Raw genomic sequence first — 15397 nt, 5'->3', positions numbered from 1 at the left:
CGGGAAACACCGATGCCCCACCCCCGACGACCGAAAACAAAGCGACCGCCGCACCCTCTCGACCCGACGAGGCACAGCAGACCGCCGCGAACGAGCCCGCGCAGCCATCGGCCACCGGGCCCATTTCGCAGCCGGGAAACACCGATGCCCCACCCCCGACGACCGAAAACAAAGCGACCGCCGCACCCTCTCGACCCGACGAGGCACAGCAGACCGCCGCGAACGAGTCCGTACGGCCGTCAACCGCAGGGCCCGTTCCAGGGCCGGGAGGCGTCGACGCCTCGCCCGGGAGGGCGGGCAGCGGCGCGGGCGCCGTGTCTCCCCGGTCCGGCCAGGCTGCGCCCGGCGCGGACGGATGGGCAGGTGGGGGTGGCGACCGTCTCGTCGGGCTCGTGGCGGCCCTTGCGTTTCCCGAGCGGGTCGCCAAGGCCGATGGTGGCTCCTTTCTCATGGCCTCCGGGACACGCGCCGAACTCCGCGACGGCAGTCCTCTGCGTGGCGCCGACTGGATCGCGGTGGCCGTCGCGGATCGTCCTGTGGGCAAGGGGCACGCGCGCGTGCAGCTCGCCGCCGCGGTGGACGAGGGCCTGGCCCGGTCGGCGGCGGCCTCGCTGTACTCCGAGGGCCAGGAGGTCCACTGGGCCGACGGGGACGTCGTGGCACGGCGGGTGGAGCGGCTGGGGGCGATCGAGCTGACGGTGCGGCCCCTGGCGGACTCCGACCCCGTACTCGTACGCACGGCGCTCCTCGAAGGGCTGCGGCAGGAAGGGTTCGGGCTGCTCAGGTGGTCGCCCGACGCTCTCGTGCTGCGGCAGCGGCTGGCGTTTGTGCGGCTGCACCTCGGGGAGCCGTGGCCCGACGTGTCCGATGATGCGCTGCACGCGCGCGTGGACGAGTGGCTGGAGCCCGAGCTGGGCCGGGCCCGGCGGCGGGCCGACCTCGCGCGGATCGACGCGGGCCAGGCGCTCACCCGTCTGCTGCCGTGGGTCTCGGGGGAGGCTGGGCGGCTCGACGAGCTCGCCCCGGAGCGGATCGCCGTCCCCAGTGGGTCCAGGATCCGGATCGACTACGGCAACCCGGAACAGCCGGTGCTCGCCGTGAAGCTGCAGGAGATGTTCGGGCTGCACGAGTCACCCGCCGTCGCGGGGGTGCCGCTGCTGGTGCATCTGCTCTCCCCCGCCGGCCGTCCGGCCGCCGTCACGGCCGACCTCGCCTCCTTCTGGAGGGACGGCTACAAGGGCGTACGGGCGGAGCTGCGCGGCCGGTATCCGAAGCATCCGTGGCCGGAGGATCCCGCCGGCGCGGAGCCGACCCGGCACACCAATGCGCGGCTCAGGCGGTGACCGGTTGCGGCGCGGTGGACTCGGCCGGTTCCGGGTCGCCGGGGCGGCGGCTGCGGGCCTCCAGCCACAGCGACAGGGCGAGCAGCAGGACGCCGAGGGTCAGGAAGCCCCAGGGCAGATAGGACGTCATCAGCAGGACCAGGGTGCGGTTGGACTTGACCAGGGCGACCGTGTGCCTGATGTAGTCCTCGCGCATCTTGACGTGCCCGGCGAAGGCCGTGACCTTGTCCCGGCCGCCCAGGAGCGTGCCGCCACGGAGTTCCTCCTTGTGGATCTCCTCGCCGTACACGGGGGCACCGGTGACGGGCTCGACCCAGAACTTGCGGACCGTGGTGTACCAGCGGGTGGTGCCGGTCCTGGCGACCGACTCGGGGGTGATGCCCTGGACGGGCATGGTCCTGGGGAACTTGACCTTGGTCCAGGGGATGGTCTGCTCGAAGTAGTAGACCTCCAGGCCGCGGAAGTCCTGGGTGCCCTTGTAGTGGATGGGGTTGGTGGTGCGGGTCTGGGCGTCGAAGTACTCGTAGTCCCGTTTCTGGGTCAGGAAGGGCCACTTGAACTCGATGCCGGTCCGCTTCACCGGGTCGCCGTCGACCATCTCACCGGTGGCGTGGACCGGGGCCTGGCTGTGGGCGTCGAAGATGTAGCGCTCGGGGATACGGGAGACCATCTTGCCGTCGGGGCCCTGGACATAGGAGAGGCCGTCCCAGACGACGACGTCCCGCCCGGCCGTCTTCTCGATCTTCTTCGCGGCCTCCACATTGCCCTTGAGGGTCTGCACGATGGTGACCTCGGGAACCGTGCGGGCCTTCATCGTGCCGTAGTCGAGGAGGGTCGCGTTCTTCGCCTCGAGGACCATGTCCTGGTACTGGTCGGCCGGGATCTTGGCCAGGCGCGGGAAGGCGTACCAGCGCAGCAGCGGGGACAGCGCCGCGAAGAACACGGCGAAGGCGAGCAGGACCAGACTGGCCTTGCGGCGCATCTCGGCCTCCCTCCCGGGCGGTTACGGGTGTGCGGGCACCGTCGTCAGCAGCGGTTTCGGGGACGTCCTGCCCGTGGGAGTTCCCATGGCCGTGATCGTGAAGACCAGCGCGAGGGCGACGGCGAGACCGGTCGCGGCGGCGATCAGGGCGCGCATGCCTGCCTCCCCGGGGACGGGAACTGACGGGAACACCGACGAGAACTGATACATCGTCAGGTCCGGCACCGTAGCAACGGGCGAGCGAGATGAGAACACGTTGCACACACAACGACGGCGGCGGCGCCCTGTGGTCGAGGAGCGCCGCCGCCGTCGCAGGGACGATACGGGGAATTACGCGGAGGGGCTGGGTGACGGGCTGGGGCTCGTCGAGGAGTCGGGCGCCGCGACCGTCAGCTGGATGTCGAGGGTCGCACCGCCCGCGGTGGTGATGCGCAGGACGAAGTTGCCGGTGTTGTCGTCGGCGTACAGCTTCGGCAGCGTCAGCAGGCCCTTGGCGTCCGTCGTGAGGCCGGTCAGGGTGCGTACGGTCTTGCCGTCGGCGTCCTTGAAGTAGGGGCCCTTGTCGTTCTCGGTCGGGTCGAGCACCGACTTGATCAGCGTTGCGGTGACCGCGACCTTGTCGGCGACGGCGCCCTTGTAGGTGGCCTTCACCTCGGCCTGGTCGGCGAACTCGCCGCCCGGCGCGCAGGTCAGCGCGGTGTCGCTGGTGCGCACGACGCTGTCGGCGACGCGCTCCGTGACGGTGGCGGTGTAGTCGAGGCCGGTGACCGCACGGCCCACGACGGTGGCGCGGACGGTGAACTCACCGGTCTTCTCGCCCGCCTGCAGGGTGGGGGCGACGGCCACGCCGGAGCTGTTGGTGACGACCGTGGCGACGGCTTCGCCGCCGGTGAAGGTGGTGTCGGTGTCGCCGACGACGGTGAAGCGGACCCTGACCTTGCCGACCGGCTTGCCGGTCTTGGTCACGGCCTTGGTGCTGATCTTCTTCGTGAACGCGTCGCCGGCCATCGCGGTGAGCTTCGCGGTGCCCGCGTCCGCCAGGTGGTCCACGGTGTCGGTGGGAGTCGGGGTCGGGGTGGGCGAGGGGCTGCCCGGCGTGCCCGGCGTGTTCGACGGCGGTGCACTGGGGCTCGGGGAGCCGCTGCTCGGCGGCGTCGGCTTCGCGGGCGGCGTGGGCGACGGCTTGGGGTTGGCCTTCTGGTGGTCGTCGCTGCGGCCCGAAGGGACGCTGCCGCTGCCGTCCGGGATCTCGTGGGTGCCCTTGCGGTAGTACTCCAGCCACGACAGGACGGTGTGCAGGTAGTCCTGCGAGTTGTTGTAGCTGAGGATCGCCTGGTTGAGGTCGGCCGACACCGACAGGTCCCAGCCGTTGCGGCACAGGTAGTGGCCGGCGGCCAGGGCGGCGTCGTAGACGTTGTTGGGGTCCTTGACCCCGTCGCCGTTGCCGTCACGGCCCGCCCACGCCCAGGTCGACGGGATGAACTGCATGGGGCCGACGGCCTGGTCGTAGCTGCTGTTGCCGTCGTACCTGCCGCCGTCGGTGTCCTTGATCAGCGCGAAGCCGTTGCCGTCGAGCTGCGGGCCGAGGATCGGGGTGATCGTGGTGCCGTCGGCGTTGACCCGGCCGCCGCGGGCCTGGCCCGACTCCACCTGGCCGATCGCGGCGAGCAGTTGCCAGGGCAGGTTGCAGCCGGGCTTGGAGTCGCGCAGCTCGGCCTCGGCCTTCTTGTAGGCGTCGAGCACGGTCGCGGGGACCCCCGCCTCGGCCGCGCCCGTCGACCCGGGACTGCCGGTGGCGCCGGGGGTGGGTGAGGGGTTCGGGCTGTTGAGCGGCGGAAGAGCGGTGTAGTACGGCGAGTTGCCGGTCGCGGCGCCGTCGCCTGCGGTCGCATCGGGTGCGGGCTGGGCCTTGGAGGCGGTCTGTCTGCCGTGGTCGTCGACTGTGACGCCCGGAGCCTGGGACGCGGACAGGGCAGCGACCGCGGCCGCTGCCACGGCTGTGGTTGCAGCACCTTTGCGCAGCCTCATGCCGAATTGCGCCGCCATAGAGTGAACCCCTCCCGTGGACGCGTCAGCGCCCGTCTTCGTCTGCCCGGCGCACAGTGCGCCCGCCCTGTTCTGACGATCGACCCGGCGTGCGGGTTGCCCTCGTATCGCCCTCTTGTTTCTGTCGCATTCCCGTCGAGTCGCTGCGTTCACCTGTTCGACCGCGCCGCCCGGCACGGTGACCCAGGCGACCCTACGACAACTTCCTTTCCGCGGGGACCCGTTCGCGCCCGATATTCACCAGTTGGCCATGTGCGAACGGCGCGGAATCGCGGCACCCATACTGGACCGGAGCGATCACCCGGGCCGTCCGCTCGGGCAATGTCCCGCGTGAGGAGCCCAGTTGCCGTTCACCCTGAGCCATGCGGCCGCCGTCCTGCCCGCCGTACGCAGCGACGGAACCGGCCGAGGACGGCTGATTCCGGCCGTTCTCGTGGCCGGTTCGTTCGCGCCCGACATGACCTATTACGCGGCAAGTGCGGTGCCCGGTGCGATGGAGTTCGGCACGGTCACGCACTCCTTTCCCGGCGTCTTCACGGTCGACGTGCTGGTGGCCTGGGCGCTGGTCGGGCTGTGGCTGCTGGTGCGGGAGCCGCTGGTGGCGCTGCTGCCGCCGCCCTGGCAGCCGCGGCCGGCCGCCCTGCTGCGCTGCGGGGCGGCACGCACGCACCTACGGCCGTCCCTGGCCGCGTGGTGGTATGCGTCCGCGGCGTTCGGCGCCCTGACCCACGTGGTGTGGGACGCCTTCACGCATCACGACCGGTGGGGCGTACGGCTGTTTCCGGTGCTGGGCCGGGTGCTGTGGGGATCTCCCTTGTACTCGTATCTGCAGTACGGGGGTTCGGTGGTGGGCGCGGTGGTGATAGGGGTGTGGGTGACGCGGGCGCTGCGGAGGGCGCCGGCGCACCCGGTTTCGCATGCGGTGCCCGTGTTGTCGCTGCGGGACCGGTGGTGGGCCTGTGTGGTGCTCTGCGGGTGTGCGGGGGTCTGGGCCGTGGAGCGGGCGGTGCGGTGGTGGGCGTACTGGGGCGCGGTGGCGGGGCCCTGGGAGCTGATTCCGGCCGTGTGCTTCGGTGCGGGCGCGGGACTGCTGCTCGGGCTGCTGCTGTACGTGGTGGGGGTGCGGGTGTGGCGGCCGGTGCCGTCTGCCGGAAAGCCGGAGCGGGTCAGCGTGGAGCAGGGCCGTCCGGCCGGTCGGTGAGGGTACCCGCGGTCACGATGAACACCCTGACGGTACGGGCGTGGCGGCTGCGGCGGACACGGACGAGCAGCCCGGTGACGTAACTGCGGCCCAGGCCCGCCCACAGCCGCCAGGCGGGCGGCTCTGCGGACCCCGGACCGGGCCGGGGCAGCCGGCGCCGGAGGTCCGCCGCCGTGCGGCGCAGGACGACGGCGAGGTCGGTGGGGATGCGGGCGGTGCTTGCACGAGCGGCGAAGGCCGGCACCGGTGCAGGTGGCACGACGGGAGCCGCCTCGGCACTCGCCTGCGCTCTCGCCGGACGGCGGTTGAGCATGCGTATACCCATGCCCGCATCCTTACGGTACGAGGGCGGTGGGGGCCTTTTCGCGGGGGCCACCTGAGTGACGGTTCCCTGCGAGGCGTGACGGGTGCGGCGGGAACTCGCCCGTGCGCGCCGGGTTCGGCCGCGCCCCAAAGGGGCGCGGGGCTGTGTCCAAATGCGGCTCCGCCGCGCGGGCGCGACCAGCCACCGCGCCCCTGAGGGGGCGCGGGGAACTGCGCGACCAGCCACGACGAGCCCGCAGACACTCGACAAGCCCCTGCGCGGAGGACTCGCCCCCGGCCGGAGGGCCCGCTCGCCGCCCGGCCAGGCAGCACCGAACCGCCCGCCCACCGCCGGAGGCTAATGCGCAGCCGACTCCCAGTCCGATCCCACCCCCACCGAGACACCGAGCGGCACTCTCAGATGAACGGCGTCGGCCATCTCACGGCGGACGATCTCCTCCGCTGCGGCGCGCTCGCCGGGGGCGATCTCCAGGACGATTTCGTCGTGGACCTGCAGGAGCATGCGAGAGGTGAGGTCCGCCGCCCGCAGCGCGTCGTCCACCTTCAGCATGGCGATCTTGACGATGTCCGCGGCGGTGCCCTGGATCGGCGCGTTCAGGGCCATGCGCTCGGCCGCCTCGCGGCGCTGGCGGTTGTCGCTGTTGAGGTCGGGCAGATAGCGGCGGCGGCCGAAGAGGGTCGCCGTGTAGCCCGTGGCCCGCGCCTCGTCGACGGCCCGGCGCAGATAGTCCCGCACGCCGCCGAACCGCTCGAAGTACGTGTCCATCAGGATCCGCGCCTCGCCCGCGTCGATGTTCAGCTGCTGGGACAGGCCGAAGGCCGACAGACCGTATGCCAGTCCGTACGACATGGCCTTGATCTTGCGGCGCATCTCCGCGTCGACGTGCTCCCGGTCGACCGAGAAGACCTGCGCCGCAACCGTGTTGTGCAGGTCCTCGCCGGAGGTGAACGCCTCGATCAGGCCCTCGTCCTCGGAGAGGTGGGCCATCACGCGCAGTTCGATCTGGCTGTAGTCGGCGGTCATCAGCGACTCGAAGCCCTCGCCGACGACGAAGCCGCGGCGGATGGCGCGGCCCTCGTCGGTACGGACGGGGATGTTCTGCAGGTTGGGGTCCGTGGACGACAGGCGGCCGGTCGCGGCGACCGTCTGGTTGAAGGTGGTGTGGATGCGGCCGTCGGCGGCGATCGTCTTGATCAGGCCCTCGACGGTGACACGCAGCTTCGCCTGCTCGCGGTGGCGGAGCATGACCACCGGCAGTTCGTTGTCCGTCTGGGTGGCGAGCCAGGCCAGGGCGTCGGCGTCCGTGGTGTAGCCGGTCTTGGTCTTCTTCGTCTTGGGCAGGCCCAGCTCACCGAAGAGGACCTCCTGGAGCTGCTTGGGCGAGCCCAGGTTGAACTCGTGGCCCGCCGCCGCGTGCGCCTCCTTCACCGCCTGCTGCACGGCACCCGCGAACATCTGCTCCATGGCCTCCAGGTGGGCCCGGTCGGCGGCGATGCCGTGCCGCTCCATGCGGGCGAGCAGGATCGAGGTGGGCAGTTCCATGTCGCGCAGCAGGTCCGCGGCGCCGACCTCCTTCAGGCGGCCCCGGAATGCCTCGCCGAGGTCGAGGATCGCGCGGGCCTGCACCATGAGCGCCTCGGCCTCCGCACCGTCGTCGGCGCCGAAGGCGAGCTGGCCGTCGGCCGCGGCGGCGGGGGCCAGCTCGCGGCCCAGGTACTCCAGGGACAGCGCGTCCAGGTCGAAGGAGCGGCGGCCCGGCTTGACGAGGTAGGCGGCCAGGGCGGTGTCCATCGAGACTCCGGCGACGGACCAGCCGTGCTCGGCGAGGACGCGCATGGCGCCCTTGGCGTTGTGCAGGACCTTGGGGTGGTCCTCTGCGGCCAGCCAGGTCGCCCACGCGTTCTCGTCGGCCTCGTCCAGCTGGGACGGGTCGAACCAGGCGGCCGGCCCCTCGGCGGTGGCGAGCGCGACCTCGGCGACCGAGCCGGTGCCCAGCGCCCAGGTGTCGACCGTGGCGATGCCGAGCGTCCCGGTGCCGTGTTCGGTGAGCCAGCCGGCCAGCTCGCCCGTGCCCAGCACCGTGCCGTCCAGCTCCACCCCGGGCGCCGCGGGCGCCGCCTCGGCCTGCTCGCCGCCCGGGTCGACGGCGAGCAGCCGCTCACGCAGCGAGGGGTTCCGGATCTCCAGGGTGTCCAGGACCATCGCGACGGCCGTGCGGTCGTACGGGGCGCGCTCCAGGTCGGCGACCGTCTTGGGCAGCTCGACCGTGCGCACCATCTCGGTCAGGCGGCGGTTGAGCTTGACGGCCTCCAGGTGCTCGCGCAGGTTCTGCCCGGCCTTGCCCTTGACCTCCTCGACGCGCTCGACGAGCTCCGTGAACGAACCGAACTGGTTGATCCACTTCGCGGCGGTCTTCTCGCCGACACCGGGGATGCCCGGCAGGTTGTCGGACGGGTCGCCGCGCAGCGCCGCGAAGTCGGGGTACTGCGCGGGCGTCAGCCCGTACTTCTCGAAGACCTTCTCCGGGGTGAACCGGGTCAGCTCGGAGACACCCTTGGTCGGATACAGCACCGTCGTGTGCTCGCTGACCAGCTGGAAGGAGTCGCGGTCGCCGGTGACGATCAGCACCTCGAAGCCCTCGGCCTCCGCCTGGGTGGCGAGGGTGGCGATGACGTCGTCCGCCTCGAAGCCGTCGACCGCGAACCGTGACGCGTGCATCGCGTCCAGGAGCTCGCCGATCAGCTCGACCTGGCCCTTGAACTCGTCGGGGGTCTTGGAGCGGTTCGCCTTGTACTCCGTGAACTCCTCGGAGCGCCAGGTCTTGCGGGAGACGTCGAAGGCCACCGCGAAGTGGGTGGGCTCCTCGTCGCGCAGGGTGTTGGCCAGCATCGACGCGAAGCCGTAGATCGCGTTCGTCGGCTGTCCGGTCGCGGTCGTGAAGTTCTCCGCGGGCAGCGCGAAGAACGCACGGTAGGCCAGCGAGTGCCCGTCCATGAGCATGAGGCGGGGCCGCTTGCCGCCGGAGGTCGTCTCGGTCTTCTTCGATGCTGTCTCTGCCACGTCCCCGATCCTGCCACGCCCCACTGACACTCAGACCCCCGCACGCCTGACGCCCACGCCCCGCCCGCCCTGGCACCCTCGCTGTCAGCGGCGCGTGCGAGGATCGAAGTGGTAGCTCGCAGGTGTCTGTGAAGGAGAGTGCGCGATGGCGACGAAGCCGCCCAAGGGTGATCCGGTCCAGGACGCGCCGCAGGTCGCCGGGCCCAAGCACGCAGCGGCGGGACTGCCGGCCATCGGGCACACCCTGCGCATCGCCCAGCAGCAGATGGGTGTGAAGCGGACTGCGCTGACGCTGCTGCGCGTCAACCAGAAGGACGGCTTCGACTGCCCGGGCTGCGCCTGGCCGGAGCCGGACCACCGGCATGCGGCGGAGTTCTGTGAGAACGGCGCGAAGGCGGTCGCCGAGGAGGCCACCCTGCGCCGGGTCACCCCGGAGTTCTTCACCGCGCACTCCGTCGCCGACCTCGCCTCCCGCAGCGGCTACTGGCTGGGGCAGCAGGGCCGGCTCACCCACCCCATGTATCTGCCGGAAGGGGGCACCCACTACGAGCCGGTGAGCTGGGAGCGCGCCTTCGACATCGTCGCCGAGGAGCTCGCCGCCCTCGCCTCCCCCGACGAGGCGCTCTTCTACACCTCGGGGCGCACCAGCAACGAGGCGGCCTTCCTCTACCAGCTGTTCGCCCGCCGGCTCGGCACGAACAACCTGCCCGACTGCTCCAACATGTGCCACGAGTCGTCCGGTTCGGCCCTGAGCGAGACGATCGGCATCGGCAAGGGCAGCGTCCTGCTGGAGGACCTCTACAAGGCCGACCTGATCATCGTCGCCGGCCAGAACCCGGGCACCAACCACCCGCGCATGCTCTCCGCCCTGGAGAAGGCCAAGGCCGGCGGCGCGAAGATCATCAGCGTGAACCCGCTGCCCGAGGCCGGCCTGGAGCGGTTCAAGAACCCGCAGACCCCGCAGGGCATGCTCAAGGGCGCAGCCCTCAACGACCTGTTCCTGCAGATCCGCATCGGCGGCGACCAGGCCCTCTTCCGCCTCCTGAACAGGCTCATCCTGGAGAGCGAGGGCGCGGTCGACGAGGAGTTCGTACGCGAACACACCCACGGCTACGAGGAGTTCGCCGCAGCCGCCAAGGCCGCCGACTGGGACGAGACCCTGACCGCGACCGGCCTCACGCGCGCGGAGATCGACGCCGCCCTGAAGATGGTCCTCGCCTCCAAGCGCACCATCGTGTGCTGGGCGATGGGCCTGACCCAGCACAAGCACTCCGTGCCGACCATCCGCGAGGTCGTCAACTTCCTTCTGCTGCGCGGCAACATCGGCCGCCCAGGTGCGGGCGTGTGCCCGGTGCGCGGCCACTCGAACGTGCAGGGCGACCGGACGATGGGCATCTTCGAGCGCCCCGCCCCCGCCTTCCTTGACGCCCTGGAGAGGGAGTTCGGCTTCGCACCGCCGCGCGAGCACGGCTACGACGTCGTCCAGGCGATCCGCGCCCTGCGCGACGGCCGAGCGAAGGTGTTCTTCGCGATGGGCGGCAACTTCGTGTCCGCCTCCCCCGACACCGAGGTCACCGAGGCGGCCATGCGGCGCGCCCGCCTCACCGTGCACGTGTCGACCAAGCTCAACCGCTCGCACGTGGTCACGGGCGCGCGTGCCCTGATCCTGCCCACTCTCGGCCGCACCGAGCGCGACCTGCAGGGCAGCGGCGAGCAGTTCGTGACCGTCGAGGACTCCATGGGCATGGTGCACGCCTCCCGCGGCCGCCTGGAGCCCGCGAGCACCCATCTGCTGTCGGAGCCTGCGATCGTCTGCCGCCTGGCCCGCCGTGTGCTCGGCGAGGACAACGCGGTGCCCTGGGAGGAGTTCGAGAAGGACTACGCCACCATCCGCGACCGCATCGCGCGCGTGGTCCCCGGCTTCGAGGACTTCAACGCGCGCGTGGCCCGCCCCGGCGGCTTCACCCTCCCCCACGCCCCGCGCGACGAACGCCGCTTCCCGACGGCGACAGGCAAGGCGAACTTCACGGCGGCGCCCGTGGAGTACCCGAAGCTGCCCGAAGGCCGTCTGCTGCTGCAGACGCTGCGCTCGCACGACCAGTACAACACCACCATCTACGGCCTCGACGACCGCTACCGCGGCATCAAGAACGGCCGCCGCGTCGTCCTGGTCAACCCCGAGGACGCACGCACGCTCGGCGTCGCCGACGGCTCGTACGTCGACCTGGTCGGCGAGTGGAAGGACGGCGTCGAGCGCAGGGCGCCCGGCTTCCGCGTCGTGCACTACCCGACGGCACGCGGCTGCGCCGCCGCCTACTACCCCGAGACCAACGTCCTGGTACCGCTGGACTCCACCGCGGACACCAGTAACACCCCGGCCAGCAAGTCCGTCGTCGTACGTCTGGAACAATCGGCAACCGACTGAGCGTTTGCTCAGACAGGCTGGACGAGTGATCAGGACGAACGGAGCCGGGCCCATGGGCGAGCAGCAGTACGTGAAGTTCCCGCAGGAGGTCGTCGACGAGTACGCCGCACTCGGCGTCGACCTCCCGGCTCTCTTCTCCGCCGGACACCTCGGCACCCGCATGGGCGTGGAGATCGTCGAGGCCTCCGCGGACCGCGTCGTGGGCACCATGCCCGTCGAGGGCAACACCCAGCCCTACGGCCTGCTGCACGGCGGCGCCTCCGCCGTCCTCGCCGAGACCCTCGGCTCCGTCGGTTCCATGCTCCACGGCGGCAGCTCCAAGATCGCGGTCGGCGTCGACCTGAACTGCACCCACCACCGCGGCGTACGCTCCGGCCTGGTCACCGGCGTCGCCACACCCCTGCACCGCGGCCGCTCCACCGCCACGTACGAGATCGTGATCAGCGACGAGGACGGCCGACGCGTGTGCAGCGCACGCCTGACCTGCCTGCTGCGCGACGTGCGGCCCGGCGACGGGGCGCATGTGAGCGCCGCCGGCTGACCGTCCCGCCTCTGGCCCGACCCGCCGATCAGGCCATAGCGTCATGTCATGAGAACGGGAGAAGTCCTCCGGGCGGGGGCGGCGCCGGGCTGCGTGCCGGTAGTGATGACGGGCGGACTGCGCGCCCGGGTCGTCTCTCACCGGTCGCGCGAGGTGCTGGACAGCGGCGTCCACGGGGGCTATGCGACGATGGGCAAGAAACGCCAACGCGCCGGAGCCACCGAGGAGTTGATCGGACGTCGGGCACCCGAGGGCTTCCGGGACCGGTACCACACCGGCAGTCCGAGCAGCAGGGCGTGGCAGTGAGCGGCGTCGGCCCCGTCGAACCGGGCGAGAGCACCCGCGCATGGGACGCCCCGGAGACGCAGAACACCGCCCCGCCCCGCCGCCTCCCGCAGTGGTACGACCGGCACCGGCGTGCCACCCTCAGCGCCGTCATGGCCGCCGTCCTGCTCGCGGCAGGCTCCTACCTCTATCTCACCCGACCGCACAAGCCACCGGCCCCCGCCCCGCCGTACCCGTCCCAGGTCGTGGACATCACCTACATCGACCCCGTGACCGCACCGAAGCCGGCACAGCCCGACAGCTTCAGCTTCGCGGTGGACCTGGGCGTGCTGTCGGGCCCGCCGGTCACCGTCGGAGACATCACCCAGCCCTACGCCGGCCTGTCCCTGACCACGCAGCCCCCCACGCCGTTCCGGACGCAGGCGGGAAGAAGCCGCAGGCTCGTGATCACCATGCACGTCACGCAATGCCGGAAAGCACCGGAAAGGGCCGGACTCCCTTTCCTGGACGTAACTCTGCGTAATACGCGCGCAATAGAGGTCCACAGTTTCATCCTGGGGCAGCGTTACGCACAGCACCTCACAACCGCCCTGCAAGGCATCTGCAACCACAGCTCCACGTAATTACCAAAATGCTTGAAGCACCTGACAGCACCCGGTGAGTCCTGCAGGTTCTCAGAATGTGGACAGGACGAATCGGCTGGAATTCCGCTGTTCCACCCACCGAGCACCGCTCTGCATTACGCGATGTCATAACAAGACAGTCACAGCCTCACCCAGACCCTCCTCCAGACTTCCTCAACCCGCTTAGAGTCACGGCCAGTCACCGTGCCGCCGAAGTCCCACTTCGACCCGGCGCCACGACTCGGCCACTTCCAGGAGGGAGTGCCGTCCAGGGAAAGGACTGACCGTGCGTCAACGTTCGCTCATCGCCATAACCGCCGCGCTGGCAGCGGGAGCACTCACCCTCACCGCCTGCGGCTCGCGCGACAGCAGCGACAAGGGGGGCTCCAGCAGCGGCGGCACCACCGTCACCATCGGGGTCGACGCCCCGCTGACCGGAGACCTGTCCGCTCTGGGCCTGGGCATCAAGAACTCCGTGGACCTGGCCGTCAAGACGGCCAACAAGGAAAAACTGGTCGACGGCATCACCTTCAAGATGGTGGCCAAGGACGACCAGAAGCAGGCCTCTGCCGGACAGCAGAACGCCACCGCCCTGGTCGCCGACAAGAGCGTCCTCGGCGTGGTCGGCCCGCTGAACTCCGCCGTCGCCCAGGCCATGCAGAAGGTCTTCGACGACGCCAAGCTGGTCGAGGTCTCCCCGGCCAACACCAACCCCACCCTGACCCAGGGCACCAACTGGCAGACGAAGAAGGTCCGCCCCTTCAAGTCGTACTTCCGCACCGCGACCACGGACGCCATCCAGGGCCCCTTCGCAGCGCAGTACGTCTACAACACCAGCAAGAAGACGAAGGTCTTCGTCATCGACAACAAGGGCACCTACGGCGTCGGCCTCGCCGCCACGTTCAGCGACGAGTTCAAGAAGCTCGGCGGAAAGATCGTCGGCACCCAGCACATCAACCCCGACACCAAGGACTATTCCTCGGTCGCCACCCAGGTCAAGAACTCCGGCGCCGACGTCGTCTACTTCGGCGGCGAGTACCCGAACGGCGGCCCGCTCAGCAAGCAGATCAAGGCGGCCGGCGCCAACATCCCGGTGGTCGGCGGCGACGGCAACTACGACCCGACCTACATCAAGCTCGCCGGGCCCGGGAGCAACGGCGACCTCGCCACCTCCGTCGGCGCGCCGGTCGACACCCTCCCCTCCGCCAAGAAGTTCGTCGAGGACTACAAGGCGGGCGGCTACTCGGAAGCGTACGGCGCCTACGGCGGCTACTCCTACGACTCCGCCATGGCCATCGTCCAGGCCGTGAAGAAGGTCGTCGCCGACAACGGCGGCAAGCTGCCCTCCGACGCCCGCGCCAAGATCACCGCAGCCATGCAGAACGTCTCCTTCGACGGAGTGAGCGGCAAGGTCTCCTTCGACGAGTTCGGTGACGCCACCAACAAGCAGCTCACCGTCTACGCCGTCAAGAACGGTGCCTGGGCGGCCGTCAAGTCCGGTACCTACACCGGCTGACCCTCACCCGCACCACTCACGAGCCGCGCGGGGCGCTGTTCCACAGGCGCCCCGCGCGTTCTCGCATCCGGCCCCATCCGTCGAAAACATCCGAATAGTCTCGGAGGACATGCGGTGAACGAACTGCCGCAGCAGCTGGTCAACGGCCTGCTACTGGGATCCATGTACGGGCTGGTCGCCATCGGCTACACGATGGTCTATGGCATCGTCCAGCTCATCAACTTCGCCCACGGTGAGATCTTCATGACCGGAGCCTTCGGCGCTTTGACGGTCTACCTGTACGTCCTGCCGGACGGCACATCCATGCTGGTCGCCCTGCCGCTGATGCTCATCGGCGCCATCATCGTCTCCGTCACGGTCGCCGTCGGAGCGGAACGGTTCGCCTACCGCCCACTGCGCACCGCCCCCCGCCTCGCGCCCCTCATCACCGCCATCGGCCTCTCCCTCGCCCTCCAGCAGGCAGTCTGGGCCTGGTACCCCAACGCCAAGTCCTCGATCAACTTCCCCCAGATCAACGGCGGCCCCTTCCACATCGGCGACGTCACCATCCAGACCGGCGACATCTTCCTGCTCATCGCCGCCCCCATCAGCATGGCCGTCCTCGCCTACTTCGTCATGAAGACCCGCACCGGCCGCGGCATGCAGGCCACCGCCCAGGACCCCGACACCGCCAAACTCATGGGCATCAACACCGACCGCATCATCGTGGTCGCCTTCGCCCTCGGCGCCACCTTCGCCGCCGTCGGAGGCGTCGCCTACGGCCTCAAGTACGGCCAAGTCGACTTCCGCATGGGCTTCATCCTCGGCCTCAAGGCCTTCACCGCAGCCGTCCTCGGCGGCATCGGCAACATCTACGGAGCCATGATCGGCGGCGTCGTCCTCGGTGTCGCCGAAACCCTCGCCTCCGCATACATCTCCAACATCCCCGGCATGGAAAAGTTCGGCAGCCAGTCCTGGGCCGACGTCTGGGCCTTCGTACTCCTCATCCTCGTGCTCCTCTTCAGGCCCCAGGGCCTGCTCGGCGAGCGCGTCGCGGACAGGGCGTGACAC

General features: G+C 70.3%; 12 protein-coding genes and 1 pseudogene. 8 read left to right on the top strand and 5 right to left on the bottom strand.

Annotated features, from left to right (window positions below; all coding sequences use genetic code 11):
• Positions 1-374: 374 nt before the first annotated feature.
• Positions 375-1343 (top strand): annotated as a pseudogene (locus AB0N07_RS17425) (ATP-dependent helicase C-terminal domain-containing protein); the annotation flags it as partial.
• On the opposite strand, the gene AB0N07_RS17420 reads toward AB0N07_RS17425, so the two are convergent.
• The 3 genes from AB0N07_RS17420 to AB0N07_RS17410 form a co-directional block, all read right to left on the bottom strand.
• Positions 1333-2325, bottom strand: coding sequence for a DUF3068 domain-containing protein (locus tag AB0N07_RS17420; RefSeq protein ID WP_365835777.1), 993 nt, complete (start codon positions 2323-2325; stop codon positions 1333-1335). The pseudogene AB0N07_RS17425 and the gene AB0N07_RS17420 overlap by 11 nt on opposite strands.
• Positions 2326-2346: 21 nt before the next feature.
• Positions 2347-2481 carry an SPW_0924 family protein gene (locus tag AB0N07_RS17415; protein ID WP_365835775.1) on the bottom strand — a complete coding sequence of 45 codons (135 nt, stop codon included), beginning with the start codon at positions 2479-2481 and terminating at the stop codon, positions 2347-2349.
• Between the two features lie 174 nt (positions 2482-2655).
• Positions 2656-4371 (bottom strand): lytic transglycosylase domain-containing protein, encoded by a 1716-nt coding sequence (locus tag AB0N07_RS17410; RefSeq protein ID WP_365835773.1) that lies wholly within the window; start codon positions 4369-4371, stop codon positions 2656-2658.
• A gap of 343 nt (positions 4372-4714) precedes the next feature.
• Between AB0N07_RS17410 and AB0N07_RS17405 the strand changes: the two genes are divergently transcribed.
• Positions 4715-5572 (top strand): DUF4184 family protein, encoded by an 858-nt coding sequence (locus AB0N07_RS17405; protein WP_365835771.1) that lies wholly within the window; start codon positions 4715-4717, stop codon positions 5570-5572.
• Here AB0N07_RS17405 and AB0N07_RS17400 read toward each other — a convergent pair.
• Both AB0N07_RS17400 and polA read right to left on the bottom strand, forming a co-directional pair.
• Positions 5538-5897, bottom strand: coding sequence for a hypothetical protein (locus AB0N07_RS17400; protein ID WP_365835769.1), 360 nt, complete (start codon positions 5895-5897; stop codon positions 5538-5540). The genes AB0N07_RS17405 and AB0N07_RS17400 overlap by 35 nt on opposite strands.
• 336 nt (positions 5898-6233) lie before the next feature.
• Positions 6234-8957, bottom strand: coding sequence for a DNA polymerase I (gene polA, locus AB0N07_RS17395; protein ID WP_365835767.1), 2724 nt, complete (start codon positions 8955-8957; stop codon positions 6234-6236).
• 145 nt (positions 8958-9102) lie between these two features.
• On the opposite strand from polA, the gene AB0N07_RS17390 reads away from it, so the two are divergent.
• The 6 genes from AB0N07_RS17390 (at position 9103) to AB0N07_RS17365 (ending at position 15394) form a co-directional block, all read left to right on the top strand.
• Positions 9103-11382, top strand: a complete 2280-nt coding sequence (locus AB0N07_RS17390) for an FdhF/YdeP family oxidoreductase (protein WP_365835765.1) — start codon at positions 9103-9105, stop codon at positions 11380-11382.
• 52 nt (positions 11383-11434) lie between these two features.
• Complete coding sequence (locus AB0N07_RS17385; protein WP_365835763.1) at positions 11435-11923, top strand: hotdog fold thioesterase; 489 nt, start codon at positions 11435-11437, stop codon at positions 11921-11923.
• Positions 11924-11971: 48 nt separating this feature from the next.
• The gene (locus AB0N07_RS17380) at positions 11972-12229 is read left to right on the top strand and encodes a hypothetical protein (protein ID WP_365835761.1); all 258 of its coding nucleotides are present in this window, start codon (positions 11972-11974) and stop codon (positions 12227-12229) included.
• A complete protein-coding gene (locus AB0N07_RS17375) occupies positions 12226-12831 on the top strand; it encodes a Tat pathway signal sequence domain protein (protein ID WP_365835787.1) in 606 nt (201 codons plus the stop codon). Before AB0N07_RS17380 ends, AB0N07_RS17375 begins: the two co-directional genes overlap by 4 nt.
• A gap of 286 nt (positions 12832-13117) precedes the next feature.
• Positions 13118-14347, top strand: coding sequence for a branched-chain amino acid ABC transporter substrate-binding protein (locus tag AB0N07_RS17370; RefSeq protein WP_365835759.1), 1230 nt, complete (start codon positions 13118-13120; stop codon positions 14345-14347).
• A 114-nt stretch (positions 14348-14461) separates the two neighbouring features.
• Positions 14462-15394 carry a branched-chain amino acid ABC transporter permease gene (locus tag AB0N07_RS17365; RefSeq protein ID WP_365835757.1) on the top strand — a complete coding sequence of 311 codons (933 nt, stop codon included), beginning with the start codon at positions 14462-14464 and terminating at the stop codon, positions 15392-15394.
• Positions 15395-15397: the final 3 nt, after the last annotated feature.

Source organism: Streptomyces sp. NPDC051172, assembly GCF_040682555.1.
In the GTDB taxonomy this organism is placed as follows: Bacteria; Actinomycetota; Actinomycetes; order Streptomycetales; family Streptomycetaceae; genus Streptomyces.
Note: the sequence above shows the minus strand (reverse complement) of the source record. Positions and strands in the feature narration are given on the sequence as shown.